This window comes from Acinetobacter sp. ANC 4204 (assembly GCF_002135205.1).
Lineage (GTDB): Bacteria > Pseudomonadota > Gammaproteobacteria > Pseudomonadales > Moraxellaceae > Acinetobacter.
This window is the reverse complement of the sequence record NZ_NEFZ01000005.1, coordinates 83533-102179: the sequence shown is the minus strand read 5'-3', so window position 1 is coordinate 102179 and position 18647 is coordinate 83533. Positions and strand designations below refer to the sequence as shown.

The 18647-nt window shown below is 44.1% G+C and carries 14 protein-coding genes; 1 reads left to right on the top strand and 13 read right to left on the bottom strand.

Annotated elements, in window-relative coordinates:
• The 12 genes from B9T36_RS11840 to B9T36_RS11780 form a co-directional block, all read right to left on the bottom strand.
• Nucleotides 1-1809, bottom strand: a complete 1809-nt coding sequence (locus B9T36_RS11840) for a monovalent cation/H+ antiporter subunit D (protein WP_086209686.1) — start codon at nt 1807-1809, stop codon at nt 1-3.
• Nucleotides 1809-2174, bottom strand: a complete 366-nt coding sequence (locus B9T36_RS11835) for a Na+/H+ antiporter subunit C (protein ID WP_086209685.1) — start codon at nt 2172-2174, stop codon at nt 1809-1811. The genes B9T36_RS11840 and B9T36_RS11835 overlap by 1 nt, the downstream gene beginning before the upstream one ends.
• Before the next feature lies 1 nt (nt 2175).
• On the bottom strand, nt 2176-5019 hold the full coding sequence (locus B9T36_RS11830) for a monovalent cation/H+ antiporter subunit A (protein ID WP_086209684.1): 2844 nt from the start codon (nt 5017-5019) through the stop codon (nt 2176-2178).
• Between the two features lie 360 nt (nt 5020-5379).
• Nucleotides 5380-6744, bottom strand: a complete 1365-nt coding sequence (locus tag B9T36_RS11825) for an ATP-binding protein (RefSeq protein ID WP_086209683.1) — start codon at nt 6742-6744, stop codon at nt 5380-5382.
• Nucleotides 6745-6782: 38 nt separating this feature from the next.
• Nucleotides 6783-8285, bottom strand: coding sequence for an AAA family ATPase (locus tag B9T36_RS11820; RefSeq protein ID WP_086209811.1), 1503 nt, complete (start codon nt 8283-8285; stop codon nt 6783-6785).
• Nucleotides 8286-8296: 11 nt separating this feature from the next.
• Nucleotides 8297-9079 (bottom strand): bifunctional phosphoribosyl-AMP cyclohydrolase/phosphoribosyl-ATP diphosphatase HisIE, encoded by a 783-nt coding sequence (hisIE, locus tag B9T36_RS11815; RefSeq protein WP_086209682.1) that lies wholly within the window; start codon nt 9077-9079, stop codon nt 8297-8299.
• A gap of 188 nt (nt 9080-9267) precedes the next feature.
• Nucleotides 9268-10554 (bottom strand): FAD-dependent oxidoreductase, encoded by a 1287-nt coding sequence (locus B9T36_RS11810; RefSeq protein WP_086209681.1) that lies wholly within the window; start codon nt 10552-10554, stop codon nt 9268-9270.
• A 263-nt stretch (nt 10555-10817) separates the two neighbouring features.
• Nucleotides 10818-11894 carry a patatin-like phospholipase family protein gene (locus tag B9T36_RS11800; RefSeq protein ID WP_086209680.1) on the bottom strand — a complete coding sequence of 359 codons (1077 nt, stop codon included), beginning with the start codon at nt 11892-11894 and terminating at the stop codon, nt 10818-10820.
• A 161-nt stretch (nt 11895-12055) separates the two neighbouring features.
• On the bottom strand, nt 12056-13675 hold the full coding sequence (locus B9T36_RS11795) for an ABC1 kinase family protein (RefSeq protein WP_086209679.1): 1620 nt from the start codon (nt 13673-13675) through the stop codon (nt 12056-12058).
• A gap of 12 nt (nt 13676-13687) precedes the next feature.
• Nucleotides 13688-14359: a ubiquinone biosynthesis accessory factor UbiJ gene (locus B9T36_RS11790; protein ID WP_086209678.1), complete on the bottom strand. Its 672-nt coding sequence runs from the start codon at nt 14357-14359 to the stop codon at nt 13688-13690.
• Nucleotides 14360-14382: 23 nt separating this feature from the next.
• Complete coding sequence (gene ubiE, locus B9T36_RS11785) at nt 14383-15327, bottom strand: bifunctional demethylmenaquinone methyltransferase/2-methoxy-6-polyprenyl-1,4-benzoquinol methylase UbiE (RefSeq protein WP_086209677.1); 945 nt, start codon at nt 15325-15327, stop codon at nt 14383-14385.
• Between the two features lie 167 nt (nt 15328-15494).
• A complete protein-coding gene (locus tag B9T36_RS11780; protein ID WP_086209676.1) occupies nt 15495-16199 on the bottom strand; it encodes an FFLEELY motif protein in 705 nt (234 codons plus the stop codon).
• 195 nt (nt 16200-16394) lie between these two features.
• Here B9T36_RS11780 and B9T36_RS11775 point away from each other — a divergent pair, with 195 nt between their 5' ends.
• On the top strand, nt 16395-17825 hold the full coding sequence (locus B9T36_RS11775; RefSeq protein ID WP_086209675.1) for a phosphate--AMP phosphotransferase: 1431 nt from the start codon (nt 16395-16397) through the stop codon (nt 17823-17825).
• A gap of 175 nt (nt 17826-18000) precedes the next feature.
• On the opposite strand, the gene B9T36_RS11770 is transcribed toward B9T36_RS11775, so the two are convergent.
• On the bottom strand, nt 18001-18543 hold the full coding sequence (locus tag B9T36_RS11770; RefSeq protein ID WP_086209674.1) for a hypothetical protein: 543 nt from the start codon (nt 18541-18543) through the stop codon (nt 18001-18003).
• Nucleotides 18544-18647: the final 104 nt, after the last annotated feature.

The window sequence follows — 18647 nt, the reverse complement described above, 5'->3', positions numbered from 1 at the left end:
TTAAGGCTCCACCGTAGGTTCTAGTCGTTCTGTGTTTGGTTGCTCTTCAGCCTGATGCTGCTGTTGCATTTGACGCTGTTTGTATTCAGAAATATGTTCACCTTCCAGTGTTTCTTCCGAAATTAAATATGGAATCAAATGTGCATTTGGATCCACGCGTTCGCCACCATATTTGGTTTCAGGTAAATTTTCACTATCGAACGGTTGTACGCTAATGGTTTGCCCATGCTCATCGGTTTTAAGCAAAGTTTGTTCATAGAGCGCATTATTTTGGATTTGCATAGCGGTTTGGTAAGTGTACTTCTGAATTGGACTTGCAAAGACCATATAGCCAATTAAACCGACCAATAAAAGATAAATGGTTTTGTCATTGCGTTTTGGTGCTTGCTCAGGCAAGGCTTGATAGGTGGTATAAGCAGGCTCGATAGGGTTATCTTCAGGCTTTGTTGCACGCCAGAACAGAATAAAACCCACACGAGTAAAGGCGATAATGCTGAGTAAGCTGACGACCAAAACCGTCAAAATGATCAACAACTGATAAGGTGAATTAGAGGTTGCTTGTAATATAAAAACCTTACCTAGGAAGCCACTAAATGGAGGCAAACCAGCCATCATCAAAGCAATTGTAAAGTAGGTAATAGAGAGTATCTTCTGCTGTTTCATTTGAGGTGCGATTTTAAAGTGGTCTTTAAATTCACCGCGTTGTGAAGTAATCCAACCACTTAAAATGTAAAACGCGGCTGCAATAATAGTACTGTGTACCAAATAATATAGTGCCGCTGCCCATGCCAAAGTATTGAATAGGGAAATGGCGATTAAAATCGTGCCTACAGAAGACAAAATCATAAAACCAATGAAACGACGTAAGCGTTCCGCACCCATCGCACCAATCACACCATAGACAGATGTAATCAAACCAATTGGTAATAAAATGTATTGCAGAATTTCACGACTAATTGCATCGTCAAATACGGTGCCGTTGACACGTAAAATGGCATAAATACCGACTTTAGTCATGATGGTGAACAGAGCCGCCACAGGCGTCGTTGCCACCGCATAGGTTTTGGGTAACCAAAATCCGACAGGTAGCATGGCTGCTTTAATGCCAAAGACTGTAAACAACAACAGCCCACCTGCAACCGCGATACGGTGTTGATCGCCTTCTAATAATGGCATCAAACGTGCAACATCCGCCATATTGAGGCTGCCGACACTGCCGTAAATCATGCCAAGGCCAATCAGAAATAGGGCTGATGCCAACAGGTTAATGGTGACGTAGTGAATGCCCAGTTGAAAACGCGCTTTGCCTTGACCATGCAGTAACAAGACATAAGAGGCCATCAACAAAATTTCAAAGAACACGAACAGGTTAAATAAGTCGCCTGTCAGGAAAGCGCCTGTGAGACCCATCAGCAGGAAATGACACATGGCATGAAAGTAACGTCCACGCTCATCCCATTCTTTACTGGCAAACCACATTACAGGAACTGCCAAAGCATAGGTTAAGACCAACATGAGTGCAGACAATTGATCGAGGACCAAAACAATACCAAATGGCGCTGCCCATTCACTCAGGTTGTAAACGCTGATTTGCCCTGAGCTTGCAAAGATCAGATAGTTGACTGCGGTGAATAAACCGAGCAAACCTGAAGTATAACTGATACCCCGACGCCAAGGTTGTCGCCAGTCTTGTGCTAAAGAACCTGATCCCGGATTACCCAATAACACCAACACAAAAGCGGTAAGGGCAGGGATTAGAATACTAAAAATTGGGGTGTGTTCGGTCCAAAAGTGGATGAAGTCATTCATTATGGCTCATCCTCACGTGGGTCAATTTGTGGTATTTCTTCTTTAGAGTCAACGTGGTCGGTTCCTGTTTCATAGCGACTGCGTAAGGCCAGTTGTACAATAAAAGCAGTGGTGGCAAAGCCAATCACAATTGCGGTTAACACCAAAGCTTGTGGAAGGGGATCGGTTGCTTTGCTGGCTTCGGTGAGTACCGCAGGCGCATTGATTTGGAGTCGGCCCATAGCAAATAAAAATAAATTGACGGCATAGCCAATCATGGCAAGCCCAAGCACCACAGGAAAGGTACGAGCACGTAAAATCAGATAAATACCTGTTGCAGTCAATAGACCAATAGCGGAGGCAAGTAACAATTCTAAACTAATCATATTAATCCCCCTTTGGTACGACTGGACCAGACATGCTGGAGTGACGAGAGTCACCTAAAACAGAAATGAGCAACATGGTCGCGCCTACAACCGTAATATAAACACCGACATCGAATAGTGCTGCGGTTGCAAGATGCATTTCGCCTAAAATTGGTGGCGACACATAAAAGTGTGCGCTGGTGAGGAATGGGCGTCCCCAAAACCATGCACCTAAGCCTGTTAAGCCTGCGATAACTAAACCTGTACCAATCCAGATTTCATACAAACGACCTGATTTGGCTTTGAGCAGCTGTTCCGCATGGTCTTGACCGAGTGCCATGTACTGAATAATCAAGGCCAAAGCGGTAATTAAACCCGCGATAAACCCACCGCCCGGCAGGTTATGCCCGCGTAAGAAGATATACAGACTGACCACCAAGGCAATCGGTAAAATCCACGATGCGCTAATGCGAAGCATGAGTGGCGATGGATTGAAACGGTAGCTGAGACCTTGGGTCATGGTGGTACCGTGAGCACGCATACCATCCATTAAACACAGTGCACCGATGCCTGCAATACCGAGGACTGTAATTTCACCAAAGGTATCGAAACCACGGAAGTCAACTAAAATGACATTGACGACGTTGGTTCCACCGCCTAGTGGAATCGACTGTTGCATGAAGAACCATGAAATGGAGTTGTGATCACGGGTTAAAATGAGCCATGTAATCCATGCAATGCCAAGTCCGCCACCAATCGCAATGAGAGCATCGCGCCAACGACGTGAGACACTTGATTCATACGGTGTGAGTTGCGGTAAAAGCGATAAACTCATCAATAGCAATACGGTAGTGACCACATCGACGGTGATTTGTGTCAGAGCTAAATCTGGTGCAGAGAAGCAGACAAAAATCATGGTCACGACTAAACCAATCGCGCCACTGATCAATACCGCTTTAATGCGTTCATGGTGAAACCAAAGCATCATCCAGCATGAAGAGAATAACAGTAGCCAAAGTACGATCGCTAAGGCTGGAGCATGGGCGAGTTCACGTGTACCTGTGCTAATGCCTTGGCCCAAGAATGGAATGGCTACTAAAACAATGCTAAATAGTACAATCCAGAGCAGATAGCTCTGTAATTTACCGTTTTCAGTCAATCGTTTAAATTTGCGTGAGTTGAGCAGGAGTGACTTTAGGAATAAGTCAAAAGCCACTCGACCTTGCAGACGACCTAAATATGGATCAAGATCAATTTCTCGAATTTTGCCGCCTTTCGCCAGACTGAAATAGAAAATTAGACCGCCGACCAAGGCAATAGCACTCATCAACAATGGCAGGTTAAAACCATGCCATAGGGCAAGATGTGTGCCTTCAAAATTCATCATTTGGGTACTGGCGCGTGCTGTACTGTTAACGATGTTTTCAACCATTAGGGCAGGGAATAAGCCGACTAAAATACATAGAATCGCCAGTAAAGTGGCTGGTGCACGCATGCCAAACGGTGGCTCATGTGCATCTTTGTTTGGGACTTGTTGGCCTACAGGACCATCGAAAAAAACGCCGTGAACTAAACGTACAGAGTAAGCTACCGCAAAAATCCCCGCCAGTGTCGCGACAATCGCAGAGCAGATGAGCACAGGGCCAGACAGGTTGCTGAGCAGCTCAGTAAAGAACATTTCCTTAGATAAGAAACCATTGGTCAAGGGCACGCCAGCCATCGACGCGGCAGTGACCATGGTTAGCGTAGCGGTATAAGGCAACAGTTGCCATAACCCACTAAGCTTACGCAAGTCACGTGTGCCTGACTCATGATCAATAATGCCCGCAATCATGAACAGCGCTGCTTTAAAGGTGGCATGGTTAATAATATGAAAAATCGCCGCAGCGACAGCCAATGGTGATCCAATCCCCAACAGACACATGATCAGGCCGAGGTGGCTGATGGTTGAATAGGCCAATAAACCTTTCAGGTCTTCTTTAAAGATGGCAAAAAATGCAGCCATACACAGGGTAAACAGGCCAATAAACGTGACCAAATTATGGAACAGTGCCGCACCTGCAAAAATCGGTAACAGTCGTGCCACCAAGAAAAGCCCCGCTTTGACCATAGTTGCTGAGTGTAAATAAGCAGACACGGGGGTCGGGGCTGCCATCGCGTTGGGTAACCAAAAATGGAATGGAAATTGCGCACTTTTGGTAAAAGCACCAAGTAAAATCAGCAGCAGCGTCGGTACAAATAAAGCATGACCTTGAATCTGTGTGGTCATTGTCAAGATTTGATCAATCTCATAGGTGCCAGTGATTTGGCCGAGCAAGATGAAACCACCCAGCATGGCCAGTCCGCCCATACCCGTAATGGTCAAGGCCATTCGTGAGCCACGTTGCGCCGCATCGTAATTGCTCCAATAACCGACCAACAGAAAAGAGGAGATACTGGTCAGTTCCCAAAAAACGAGGAGTAAAATTAAATTATTGGAGAGTGAAATTCCAAGCATGGCTGCCATGAACAACATGAGCAGTAGATAGAGTTTATTGAGAGAATTTTTGGGGCCTAAATAAAAATAGGCATAAATATAAATGAGGGTTCCGATGCCGCTGATGAGTAAGGCAAAGAGGAGGCCTAAAGCGTCTAGACGGAAACTGAAGTTAATGCCAAGCTGCGGCAACCACGACCACGACTGCGTAATGACAGCGCCATTAAACACGTCTCGTGCTTGGGTCAGTAATAAGCCTAAACTTGTCATACTGACCCCAACAGCTGCGAAGGCGGTTAGCCTACGTGAGCTCTGCTTCAGTAATGAGACAAGGGTTGTGCCAAGTATTAACGGTAACAATATAATAATCGGTAGCACACTCGTTTCCATTGTCGTGAATAGGTCAAAACCTATTGGTGAATCTCATCTTTCAAGGATTACAGGACTGCAAAGAGCAGCCCAAGAGTTTCAATCTTGAAAGCCAATGTGAAATTTAAAAATAATGAAGTTGTGTTGCGCAACTCATGAAGCGTTATAGCAAAATCCGATTTCAGTTAGAAATTTGCAAGTAAAACCGATCATATAACATGACTAAAACAACATCAATCTTTTTTGCGCTGACGCAAAACATTATACGCATGATGGTCGTTTCTTGGTGGCTAGGAGGTACTTTCTCAGTGCAAGAAATGTAAAAAAGCGACCATTGGTTGCCTGTTTTTAGAGTTGAAATGGTGATACTGATGAAGCCGGCTAAGATAATGGATTAGTAGATGAGGCATCATCTTCAGCACTGAGTAAAGCAATCAAATGCTGTTGCTGTTCGAGAGAGAGTTGCTGCTGTATTTGTGTGAATAATTCAGCCACATTTAAATCTTGAGGTTCAGCCGCAATCGGTTCGATGGTTCCATTGGTCGCTTCATGATTGGCAAGGTTTTGGTAAATGGCATCGAACTGATGTTGCAGTGCATCGAGCTGGATCGGACTTAATTGTTTATTTTCCAATTTGAGGCACTGAAACTCGTTGGCTTGTTCCAGCAGCTCACTTCGGTTACCTGAAGCGATAATTTGCAGTCGAGGAAAAGCCTGATTTAAACGTTTTAAAATGACTTGTGTCATATTTTGATCCAGTTGATGATCAATCGCGTCAATCAATAGCACACCGTCACCTTCTAAGCATGGGAACAGGCTTTCAGGGTTGAGTAAGCATAAACGTCGCACAATATCGCCAATGAGTGCCACCCAGTTGCGGATACTATTGGAAAGCTGTTGATAGAGCATGCTGTTGCCCTGATAGCGCACCATCAGTTGTAATTTGGGATGATATTGCAGATACATATCTTCAATCTCAGGCAGCACGGTTGCTAAAGCCTGCTTGAGCGCCTGTAGGCTGGGTGACTGAATGTGCGCTTGAGCCTGAGTGAGTTGATAGCTTAGAGGAATATCGGGTGGCATACTTTTGGGCTGATGCAGTATCGTTTGTAAAAACTGCGCAGTTTGCGCATTTTCGATATCGCTGATTTCACGAAACCATTCAAAGAAACGAGCAAAGGTGGTATAGGGAATAGCTGAAATTTCATAGGCATGTGCATGTTGGAAAATCAGGGGATTGTTCTTGCTGAGAATATTCATCTCATTGACAAAACGTTCCGCAGGATAATACGCAATCAACGGTAAACCTTGCAGTGGATCTTGTAGGGTTGCCTGCTGATATAGATTGACCAGTTGTTCGAGTTCCAAGGTTTCCACTCGACTGATGCCAATCCCTTGTTGGTTTAAGGTTTTGTAGAGTTGCCATGTATAAGGTTCGGGTGCAGCATCGGCTATTGTAGGTTTGAGAGCATACAATTCAGCGGGTATAGCAACTTGAATATCAATTTTGGACTGTAGGCGGTTCAGCATAATGTCGTGATCTAACATCACCACCCCCGCAGAGCGTAAATCTTTATAGCGGGCTGCAAACCAAGTCAGAGCCTGATAACTAAAACGCAGAATAGAGGTTTTGCCTGAGGCTTGATCACCTAAAATTAAAGTGACAGCTTTGTCGTGATAAGAAAAATCGACTTTGAGGTCAGCAAAATGTAGGATGTGTTTCAGGTGAATGGATTGAATTTTCATAGAACACCCGCAGACCTGGTTGCTATTTTTACATTCGATTATCCAGCTACTTTACGCAATGAGCTTGGCATCTGTTTTTTCAGCTGTTGCATCAGGTCGTAAATGTGATGAATATTTAGACTTACTTTAGCACGTGTACAAGCCACGTAAAGCAGTCTTAACTCTTCATCACTAATTTTATGGTCTTTGTCGTTGACCTTAAATTGGTAATCATCTTCGATGTGAACGCGGTTCCACTCTAAGCCTTTGGCTTTGTGGGCGGTGGAAATAATATAATCCGCTTGTTCAATCGGTGTAATCTTCGCAAGGGCTTTTTTGAGTGGATCGGTGCCATGATCATCTACCAATTTCACTAAAGGCTTGATGTCACTGCCGTCATTGGTTTCGCAGTATTCATGTACATCGTGCCAAGAATTAAACCATGCCAGTTCAGGCACATCGGTGACGCGTTTACCTTGTTTCAGCATCGCTGCGGCATCGACAAAGCGGTTCAGTTTGACATGGTCGGCTTGTAGGCTGACTTTATCGCCATGAACCAATCCTGAGAGTAACAGTTCCATAGCGCGGGCATTGGTGCGACATAAAATCGCATCGCGCATTTTGGTATGGGGTTTGTTGACCACTTTAGAGTTGAGCTGAGGGTTGCCCATGAGCGGTACAGTTTCATTTAAGGCACCTAAAATAGCATTGGCATGTAATGCAATCTCTTCACCAAAACGGAACGAGGTGGTGAGGCGCGATTCAGGCAAAGGCAGTTGTTGCATGGCATTGACTGCGCCACGCCATGCATAAATTTGTTGGTGGGCATCACCGACATAAATCACTTGCGTATTGCGCTGTTTCAGTAAGATGCCCAACATTAGCGGATCGGCATCTTGGGCTTCATCAAATAACACATAGTCACTTGGGATATTCGGTTCAGACAGTGCCCACAGTTTTAAATAAATGTCGTGACCAATCCCCGCTTGATGATGAGGGTCGATGGATTCTAACCAACGACGTTCAATGGCAGGGTAGAGGTGCTTTTGTAGTGAGTCGATGTCATCGGGATGCAACCAGCTCGGTGCTTGTAAATGACGCGGTGCTGGGTACTGAGAACTGGTTGAACAGAAGTGACTCACGGCATTGGCCACAAGGCTGGCCAAACGGGATGGCATCAACACATATTTTTCATAACGTCCGCCCATCATCCGTCTTAAGGTAATCGGTTCAAGACGGTATTCTTTTGCGATAAAACTCGGACTTAAGCGAGGTAGACGAAGTTTGTCGGTCACTCCACGTGGAACACTGCGAAAAGCAAGCGAGTGGAAAGTTCGGCAGTCGACATTGCCATGAAACTTCGTTTGCGCTTCGCTGGCAATGGCTTTGTTGAATGCCAAATACATGCCACGTCTTTGTGGCATGGCATCGCTAATCATTTGCAGGGTAGTGGTTTTACCTGTGCCTGCATAGGCAATCACTTTAAACGATTTGCCCAGACGTGCGTTATCAATGGCAATGGCTTGCTCATAAGTCGCGCTCGGTTTGATGATATTCGACACAGGCAATAAACTTAGTGGTTACGGTTGGCTTTTTCAAGCAAACCAGAAAGCCCTTGACGACGTGCCAATTCATTGAGAACCACTTGAGGGTCTAAGTCGAAATAACCTAAAACCACAATCGTATGGAACCAAAGGTCTGCCACCTCATAGATCAAATCATTTTTATGATCTTCATTGGCTTCAGACTTAAAATCTTTCGCGGCAATTACTGTCTCAATGGCTTCTTCACCAACTTTTTCTAAAATTTTGTTGAGACCTTTGTGGTACAGCTTTGCCACATAAGACGAATCTGGATCTGCTGCTTTACGCTCAGCCATCATTTGACCGAGGTAGGACAAAACTTCAACTTGTTCAGACTGCGCCGTTGAGGCATTCATTGCCAATGTATGTGGATTGGTCGATTTTTCACCATAAATCGCGTTCGGGTCTTTGAGCTGTACATCCACAATTTCCCAGCCATTTGGTGTGAGTTTGCGGTAGAAGCATGATTCGCGACCTGTGTGACAGGAAATCCCGCCGTGCTGTTCAATTTGTAGCATGATCACATCGGCATCGCAGTCGAGACGAATTTCATGTACGGTCTGAAAATGTCCAGATTCTTCGCCTTTGTGCCATAACTTGTTGCGTGAACGAGAGAAATACACAGCTTGGTTTTTCTCGGCCGTCAAAGCCAAAGCTTCACGGTTCATCCATGCCACCATCAGCACACGACCCGTTTGATGATGCTGTGCAATGGCAGGGACTAAACCTTGTTCGTTAAATTTTACTTCATCGAGCCATTGCAAATTGTTCATAAGATTTCACCAAGCGAATAAATATTGAGAGTGTTACGATGTCAACGTAGCGCGCTATAGTCTACGTGATTTAAACAGAATAGAGGAGAAACTTTCTACAGTTATCTCACCGTGGCTTAATTGATATATTTTAGAAATTCATCTATCGTCACCCATCCAAAGCGGATGACGATGATTGTCATCGCATTTTACACAGAATGATTGTTTTGTTTTGCAATATCCTGATAGTTCATTTGACTGAACATGCCTAATTTTAAACCTGAAATCGTCACCGCCATTTCTTTACGGAAATAGGGGATTCGATACATCCAAGCAAAGCTTAAATCTCGTAAACCCCCTGCCCACCATAGCTCAGATTGGTAAAGTGGTGTGAGTAAACGACTTAAAAATTGATAGAACGTCGTCGAATTTTGACGGTGTTGATGATACGTTTGCCAGAGTTGAACATAATCAATGTTCTCATTTTTTCTTGCGCTTTGAACCGCTTGCCCCAAAGCCCATGCATCTAAAAGGGCCATATTTGCACCTTGTCCCAGTTGTGGACTCATTGCATGTGCGGCATCACCCATGACACCAATACGACCCTCACCAAACTTAGACAGTACCACATCACGATAATTTGCCGTCAACCATTGCGATTTTTGTTCAGGCTGGGCAATGACTTGTTCTAACCAATCCGCAGCAGGTTTCCAACGCTTAGACACTTGGTTTAACCAGTCTGAGTGCGCTTGTGAGTTGTGTAGAAAATTATTCAACTGATGGCTTGGAAGACTCCAAAACACACTCGACAGTCTTTGCTTGGGTTCATGTGGCACTGTGCCTGTTGGTAAGATTCCCAGCATCATTTTAGAGCGGTCATGAAACTGATGTAAAATTTCTGTATCTAATTCAAGGCATTCAGGAACAATCGTCCATTTGGCTCCCCAAGGATAAGCTTGATCAACCTTTACCCATTTTTTTGGTCTTAAAAGGCTACGTGCACCATTGGCAATGATCACAGCATCAAAAGCTTGATCAAATGCTTCGCCATCTTTTGTACCCAAAACTTGGATATGATTTGTTTTTTCTTCTAATGTTTGAATGTCGGTATTCATCTGCCAAGTAATGAATTCAGAATATTCACAGCATTTATTTTCTAAAACATGGCATAACGTTGCTCGGTGGATACCGACGCCATAAAAATCAGAATGCGCTTGTTGATAATGACTATTGACCAGTAAAGTTCCACTCGGTAACTGACCTTTGAGTCCTGTGACTTTTGCACCCAGTCTTAAAACTTCATCTAAGAGACCTAAATGCTCAAAAACAGCTAAACCAGAGGGCTGGAGTAACAGTCCTGCGCCGACAGGTTCAAGTTCTGAGGCTTTTTCTAAAATACTGACTTGAATATTTTGCCGAGCCAGTAGAATCGCAGTGGCTAATCCTGCGGTTCCTGCACCGATGATGGCGAAGTGGGGGGAGTGATTAGAGATCATAGATCGAATAATTTAACCATTGTCTAAAAATGAGTTCATAACGAATATCATCAGATTTTTTTTAATTGGTCGATATTGATTTGAATGCAATCCTCTAACGAGCTTGCAATAACATTTCTTCTGCACGATTCGTTTTTTAATTCAATGGCTTGATCATACTTTTCTTGTTCACTTAAAATTATTGTTAGCATAAAAAAAATGTAATCTCGATTTTTCTTTATTTGGTCAGATTAAACAAGATTACATTAATGCGCAAATTTTGTTTATAAATCTTGTATGACCTGTGCAAAATGCTGTTTTTCCACCATTTCCAAGAACTCATCGCCTAAGCGCTGACTTTCAGAAATACATTGGTTCCACATTTGAATGCGCTGTTTTTGGTCGAGCCCTTTGAGGGTGAAATCTTTACGATCGGGCAGGCGCCCTAAAGGTAAGCTTTGTAAATAGTCTTGGGATGGAGATAGGAGCAGGGTACGGGCTTGATTTTCAGGATTGGCGCGACGTTTAAACAGTTTATCAAACCAGCCCGGCGTAATGCTGTCCGTAAAGTGTGGATAAAGCACAATGCCTTGACTCTCAAAAGGCAGATCAATGTGATAGTCAATCAGACCACCATCGCGATAACTGCCTTGGGGTGCATCTGGAATATCGCGAATCGCGGCCATCACGCCTGGAATAGAGGCTGAGGCAATCAGCCAAGGCAGAACATTTGCAGCGGTGAGACTGTGATAATGAGTGAGGAAATCATCTTCTACTTTAAATTGTTTGCCAATGTTGGGCTGGCTAATCACCCGTTGCATAAAGTGGCGGCTATGTTTCCGTGCAACAGCGGTTGCACCGATGATCCCTGCGACAGAGGCCAAGAGCGGTAGAACTTGGTCACTTTGGAAGATGTGCTGTGCTTTAATCGAGAGGACTGCAAGGTGGTAGTCTGGATGATCTACTAGTTCCTCTTCTTTACCTTGCACCAAGTCGAGCAGCATGCCACGGCAAATATCACTGACTTCTTGGCGTTGCATTTTTTTTTCAAAATACAGGTTGGTATAGAGTTCGCCTAAGCGTTCGGTACCTGCTTTTGCACCGTGCGCTAAGATGCTGGCAAAGCGCCAACTACCAATAGACGAACCAATCAGTGTCCGTCTTTGTGGTGCACGGGCAAAGAACTCACCAAAAATGGCTTGGTCTAAACCTTGAATTCCGATGCCTTTGGGCCCGCCTGCGGCACCGGGTACAATATCGACCTGTTCAGCTTGTAAGCCTTCGCTTTGAATGAGTTGACGTGCTAATTTGCCTGCACGAATGCTTAAAGCGGGAGGGTGTTTATGCAGGATTTGAGTCATCGTGATTATTCAAAGAGACAATATATATTGTCATTTTAACTGACGAGAGGACGAGCGCATTGGCAAAAGTGATCCAATAATGACTTGGAGGTCACTTCCTACTAAAACGTTAAACATAAAAAAGCCTGAGAGACTCAGGCTTTTAATACAGCAGAACGCGTTTATTTAAACACACGCCACACCGCCAGTAAGCCAGTGAGTACAATTAAGATCACTGAAATAAACCATGGCGAGATAATCGCAATCGACAGCAAAATGGCCATGAGACTACCAAAAATCCAGCTCCGTTTTTGCTGATGCTCCATTTGCAAGCGCATACTTTGTAATTCATTGAGCTGTTTAGCATGCCAAGCCGATTGGTTTTTAAGACCATTTAAGCTATCGACCAACAGCGTTGGGAAGTCTTGCGCCCCTAAAAGTAAGTCCGGAATTTTTTGTCCCAGCTCTTTTAGGTTCTTCTGTGGATTCATTTGTGCTTTGATCCAATCGGTCAGGATTGGCTTTGCTAAACTCCAAATGTCCAGCTCAGGGTAAAGGTCTGTGCCTAAACCCTCAACATGCACGAGGGTTTTAAGCAATAGCATCAACTGTGGTGGAATTTCCAAATGGAAACGACGTGCGATATCCATCACTTGAATCAAAATGCCTGCGAAGTCCAATTCATGCATGGGTTTGGACACCATTGGCCCGACCGTGCGACGCATTTCACGTGCTAGAGCATCTTGGTCTGTGCCCGGTGGAATCCAACCAGCTTGATGCACGATTTGAATCAGTTGCATAAAGTCGCTGTTCATGACTGCAAGCAGCATACGTGCCACAGTCATTTGGTCGTGCTTCGACAACTCTCCCATAATGGCACAGTCCAACGCAATATAACGTGGTTGGCTTGGGTTGAGGGTTTCAACGAAGACATTGCCCGGATGCATGTCGGCATGGAAAAAGTTGTCACGGAAGACTTGGGTAAAGAAAATGGTTAAGCCTTTTTCCGCCAGATCTTTACGATCCATGCCCAGCTTTTCAAAGGTTTCAATGTCTGAAATGGGAACGCCCGTAATGCGTTCAGCCACCATCACGTCTTTGCTGTCCATATAGACTTCAGGCACATACATCATGCTTGAGCCTGTAAAGTAATGGCGCATACGACGGGTGTTGTCGGCTTCTAAGGTCAAATCCAGTTCATTTAAAATGACTTGACGATAGTCCTGAATAATTTCAGATAAGTGCAGTGCACGCGCGGCTTCTAGGCGTTTTTCCAGGAAATTGCCCAGCCATTCTAAAATTTCAAAGTCATGTAAAATTTGACTACGAATATCGGGACGGGTGACTTTCACCACCACTTCGCGACCATCATGTAAAGCCGCCGTATGGACTTGAGCAATCGAGGCGGCTGCCAATGGTTGTTCGTCGAAGCGTGCAAACAGCGTATTTACATCGGCTTTCAGTGATTCTTGAATACGCATTTTCGCCACATCAGAACCAAACGGTTTGACACGGTCTTGGAGTAGAACCAGTTGTTGTAGCACTTCAGGTGGAATCAGGTCACGACGAGTAGACAGGAGTTGTCCCATTTTAATCGCCAGTGGTCCCATTTCCTCTAAAGCGAGTTTCAGTTTCAAGGGGTTTTTGCGTTCACGGCTGGACCATGCCGCTGGATGCATACGAATTAGCCCTAGTGCATGACGTGCTTTTTCAGGCAATTCTTCCGCAGGAAACAACGTGTCGAGTCTATAGTGCGCGGCAATGCGCCAAAGTTCGAGTAAACGTGAAACGTGCGGAATCATATATGCAAATACCTAGTTTTGAGTTGAGTCTTGAGTGTCAATCTGTGCTTGAAGCTGTTGAATTTTGGCTTCGGCACGATCTAAGTTTTGATTCAGAATACGGGTGTCTTGGTGTAGATCATCCATTTGCCAACGCGGGGCAAATAGACCACTGTCTTCTTTTAAGGCATCTTCAGCAAAAAACAAATGACTTTGTAAGGTTTGTTTGATGTGCTTCGGTGCCAGTTGGATTTTGGCCAGTTCATGCGCCAAACTTGGGCCAAGCCACGGGCTTAGATGCGCAGCCAAGTCTGGCTCAGCTTGTTGCATAATCCGTTGAATATCTTGCAGAAGGTGATAATCGCCTTGGAGCGGGATATTGCCAACATCATCCGCCAGTAAAAGCTTGAATAGCTCAACCACATTGGCCACCGTTAAAGTCGCGGTTGCTGGGGTGTGAGACTGAGCTTGATCAAAAGGGCGTTGCTCAAAAATGGATGCTGTTTCACTATGCCCCGTAACGGTAGGTTCTAAGCGCACTTTAGTGTGGTCAAAGAACACATCTACAGACAGTTGCGGGGATGCGATCACCACACGTAACATCTTGCCTTGTAGTTCATTGAGCTGGATGCGAGTGATCGCATCCAAATTAATCACATGATGAATTAATCGTTCAACTGCACCGAGTGCCAGAATCGACCACATAATTTGCCCTTAAGCGTTTAATTTTAAAGTTTAAAACCACGGTGTACAGCAACAATACCACCTGTCAGGTTGTGATAGTCACAGTTTTGGAAGCCTGCATTTTCCATCATGCCTTTGAGCGTGCGTTGGTCTGGGTGCATACGAATCGACTCGGCTAAATATTTATAGCTTTCTGAGTCATTGGCGATGATTTTGCCCATGATCGGCAGTGCGGTGAACGAGTATAGGTCGTACAGTTTTGAAAATGGCTCAAATACAGGTTTAGAAAACTCTAAGACCAATAAACGACCACCGGGCTTAAGCACGCGATACATCGCAGCAAGTGCCGCATCTTTATCGGTCACATTACGTAGACCAAATGAGATGGTGAGTAGGTCGAAGCTGTTGTCTTCAAATGGCTCTAGGGTTTCAGCATTGGCTAATACGAAATCAACATTGGTACAGCCAGCATCAATCAGGCGGTCACGGCCAACATTAAGCATAGATTCGTTAATGTCTGAAAGTACCACATGACCAGTAGGACCGACTTCACGACTAAATACTTTAGCCAAGTCACCTGTCCCGCCAGCAATATCTAGCACGCGTTGACCACGACGTACCCCAGACATATTGATCGCAAAGCGTTTCCACAGACGGTGAATACCAAATGACATCAAGTCATTCATAATGTCGTATTTGCTCGCAACTGAGTGGAAAACTTCAGCCACTTTTTGAGCTTTGTCTTCACTGCTGACCGTTTGGTAACCAAAGTGTGTGGTACTACCGACGTTGCCTGTGTTAGCACCGCGAGGAAGATTGTATTTGGGTACAGAACCCGTCACTGGGGTATCAGTCAACTGTTGTTGTAATGATTTTTGCTGACCTTGTGCTGTGCCTTGGGGTAATGGTTCAGTTAAAAATGGACTCACTTTGTCTGTGTTTTGTGCCGACTCTGGATTAGCGGTAGGCGTTTGATTTTCATTCGACATGGGAGTCACTCCTAACATAGCAATAGGGTAAATGTTGCAGTGCATGCATGATGACAGATTCTAAGACGTTGTACAGTAACCATCATGCAATTGTGCTGAATAATATACAGAAAAACAGCAGAGCTATGCAGCCACTGCCTTATTTTTATCAAGGAATAATCTGAAATTTACTGAAATGGGTATAGATGACCCGAATGTACTTTGTCAATAATTTGACGTTCCACCGCAGTAAAGTCTTTCACAAATTTCTCCGCCGACTTTAGCGGTTTCATGGCCAAAAAGCCATCTTGCATAAAATCATACATGATATTGAAGTTGTATTTATTGGCGGTGCCTTTACACATCTTAAAAGCGGTATAGACCATAAAAGAGCGCATGTATTTATCGAGGTTTTTACCGAGTTGGTCGAGTAAATACAATTGTTTGAGACGATCTTCGCCTTGTTCCAGTTTTAAATAGGCTTGGCGCATTAAGTCGTCGCTTAAAGGCTCGTTAGGATGATGTTCCTTGAGAAGCTGTATCGCCACTTGTTCGTCTAGTCGTACGGCCAAAATCGCCAATTCAACGCCCGATGTACCTGTTTTAATAGCATTTTCAGGAATCAATTTTTCAGCTTTGTGTGCATAGCGATTTAAACGTGCAATTTGTCCCGCCAAAGCATCAAAATCTGGGCCACCATATAAACGGTTGATAAAATACTCGGCCATCAACAGATTTTGCTTTTCTGCGAAAGCTTTGTTGTGAGTGCGCTGCATTCGCTTTTTTTGCCAACTTTGTACATCCTGCAAACGTTGGAAGAGCACCGAATCTTGATGATAATGTAACTGGTAATACTGTTCTAAAAGTTCATCGAGGGCGGCGAGTTTGGACATTTGCTGTCTCAGTTCTATTTTAAGATAGTTAAATCTTAGTGTGTGATGATCGAACTCGCTATGACAAAGTGACAAAAAAACTATCTATTTGCAGTCAGTTTGCTGTAGAAGTAGTCAAAAGGTAGCTTTGAAAACCATGTATAGCATGATCTTTTGGGGTCTAGTGATCTGATTAAATACAAGAAAGGCGGGGTTATGAACACAGAAATAACAGTCAATACAGAGCTGAATGAAGAACAACTTTCATTGGATTTAATTGAAGCGCAATATGCGTTGATGAATACCCGTGATCAGAGTAATGCAAAAAGTTTAGTGATTTTGGTTAGTGGAATCGAGCTTGCGGGCAAGGGCGAAGCGGTGAAGCAACTGCGTGAATGGGTCGATCCACGGTTTTTATATGTCAAAGCAGATACTCCACATTTGTTTAATCTAAAACAACCGTTTTGGCAGCCTTATACCCGATTTGTACCTGCTGAGGGACAAATTATGGTGTGGTTTGGTAACTGGTATGGAGACTTGTTGGCTACGGCCATGCATGCTTCCAAGCCTTTAGACGACACTTTGTTTGACGAATACATCAGCAATATGCGGGCTTTTGAGCAGGACTTAAAAAACAACAATGTAGATGTGTTAAAAGTCTGGTTCGATTTGTCGTGGAAGTCTCTGCAAAAACGTCTAGATGACATGGACCCGAGTGAAGTGCATTGGCATAAGTTGCATGGGTTAGACTGGCGTAATAAAAAACAATACGACACTTTGCAAAAACTACGTATGCGCTTCACTGACGACTGGCAAATCATTGATGGTGAAGATGAAGATGTGCGTAATCACAATTTTGCACAAGCCATTTTAACGGCGTTATGTCACTGTCCAGAACACGAGAAAAAGGCGGCATTAAAGTGGCAGCAAGCCGCTGTACCAGAAAGTTTGACGCAGTTTGCCCCTGTGACCGCGGAGGCGGACAGCTATAAAGCAGAGTTAAAGAAATTGACCAAACAAGTGGCTGATGCCATCCGCTGTGATGACCGTAAAGTGGTGATTGCTTTTGAAGGGATGGATGCTGCGGGTAAAGGGGGAGCGATTAAGCGCATTGTGAAAAAGCTCGACCCACGGGAATATGAAATTCATACCATTGGCGCACCTGAAAAATATGAGTTACGTCGTCCATATTTGTGGCGTTTTTGGAGTAAGTTGCAGTCGGATGACATTACCATTTTTGATCGGACGTGGTATGGGCGTGTTCTAGTTGAACGAGTCGAGGGTTTCGCAACCGAGGTGGAGTGGCAACGGGCCTATGCGGAAATTAATCGTTTTGAAAAAAATTTGGTGAATAGTCAAACGGTGCTGATAAAGTTTTGGTTGGCGATTGATAAAGATGAGCAAGTGGCGCGTTTTAAAGCCCGTGAAAGTACTCCGCATAAACGCTTTAAAATTACGGAAGAAGATTGGCGCAATCGCGACAAGTGGGATGACTATTTAAAAGCGGCTGCAGATATGTTCGCACATACCGATACGCGCTGTGCCCCTTGGTATATCATTTCTACCAATGATAAGCAGCAGGCACGAATTGAGGTTTTAAGGGCAATTTTAAAACAGCTCAAAGCAGATCGAGAAACCACAGATTAAGTAAGAGACCCAGAGGAAGGTTATTTGGCTTATTCAAGGCTGAGCAGGTTGTGAATGATATTGTCGCGTATGGAAAGAATTTAGGGTTTAAAAAGAAATGCCAGTCAGGTTTCTAATGGACTGGCATGACGGTGATTTGACCATCTTTATATAGAGAATAATTCAGCTCTAATTATTAACCCAAAGGAATTTGGGTCACTGGCGCTGCAACAGGAACACCTTGTTCAACGGCCTGTTTTAGTTGAATACCTTTAGCCAACTTATACGATTCCTCGACATGGGTTTCTGCAATTTTTTTCATCACAAAGTAGCCCAAACTTGCTGCAATCATCTGTCCACCAAGGGGAATAAATTTGGTGACTTGTTTGGTAATGAATTTGGCTGCCATGTTATTGATGGATTTTTTCACGGCTGTACGTGCGACCACCAGTCCAGAAAATTCCACGCCACGTTTACGCAGTTCTGACCAATGTATTTGCTTGGTTTCTGGGTCGTAAACACTGACTTGCTCAGGGGTTAGGCCAAAGCGGGCATTAATTTCTGGGATTAGTTGTGACAAAATCCCGACATCAATCACCACATCGAGAAAAGGAACAGGAATGACCGCTGCACCTGCGGAAACATAAGCCCGTTTTTTAACCAGTTCTAAACATTCTTCGCGAATTTGTTCTAAATTTAAAGCGGGATCAATTTTTTCTGGAATGTGCTCTAATTTCATCTTTTAAACCCTAAAATATCCTGATTCACATTGATTCTAGTTTTGCTTAAAGTGTCTATTTTAAAGCAAATTTTAAATAGAAATATGTCATCAAAGTGACATAG

Bases quoted from the DNA above. Each gene is read 5' to 3' on its own strand.
- B9T36_RS11780 (WP_086209676.1), bottom strand. From the start codon at position 16,199: ATGTCCAAACTCGCCGCCCTCGATGAACTTTTAGAACAGTATTACCAG.
- B9T36_RS11830 (WP_086209684.1), bottom strand. From the start codon at position 5,019: ATGGAAACGAGTGTGCTACCGATTATTATATTGTTACCGTTAATACTT.
- B9T36_RS11800 (WP_086209680.1), bottom strand. From the start codon at position 11,894: ATGACTCAAATCCTGCATAAACACCCTCCCGCTTTAAGCATTCGTGCA.
- B9T36_RS11840 (WP_086209686.1), bottom strand. From the start codon at position 1,809: ATGAATGACTTCATCCACTTTTGGACCGAACACACCCCAATTTTTAGT.
- B9T36_RS11775 (WP_086209675.1), top strand. From the start codon at position 16,395: ATGAACACAGAAATAACAGTCAATACAGAGCTGAATGAAGAACAACTT.
- hisIE (WP_086209682.1), bottom strand. From the start codon at position 9,079: ATGAACAATTTGCAATGGCTCGATGAAGTAAAATTTAACGAACAAGGT.
- B9T36_RS11810 (WP_086209681.1), bottom strand. From the start codon at position 10,554: ATGATCTCTAATCACTCCCCCCACTTCGCCATCATCGGTGCAGGAACC.
- B9T36_RS11795 (WP_086209679.1), bottom strand. From the start codon at position 13,675: ATGATTCCGCACGTTTCACGTTTACTCGAACTTTGGCGCATTGCCGCG.
- ubiE (WP_086209677.1), bottom strand. From the start codon at position 15,327: ATGTCGAATGAAAATCAAACGCCTACCGCTAATCCAGAGTCGGCACAA.
- B9T36_RS11790 (WP_086209678.1), bottom strand. From the start codon at position 14,359: ATGTGGTCGATTCTGGCACTCGGTGCAGTTGAACGATTAATTCATCAT.
- B9T36_RS11835 (WP_086209685.1), bottom strand. From the start codon at position 2,174: ATGATTAGTTTAGAATTGTTACTTGCCTCCGCTATTGGTCTATTGACT.
- B9T36_RS11825 (WP_086209683.1), bottom strand. From the start codon at position 6,744: ATGAAAATTCAATCCATTCACCTGAAACACATCCTACATTTTGCTGAC.
- B9T36_RS11770 (WP_086209674.1), bottom strand. From the start codon at position 18,543: ATGAAATTAGAGCACATTCCAGAAAAAATTGATCCCGCTTTAAATTTA.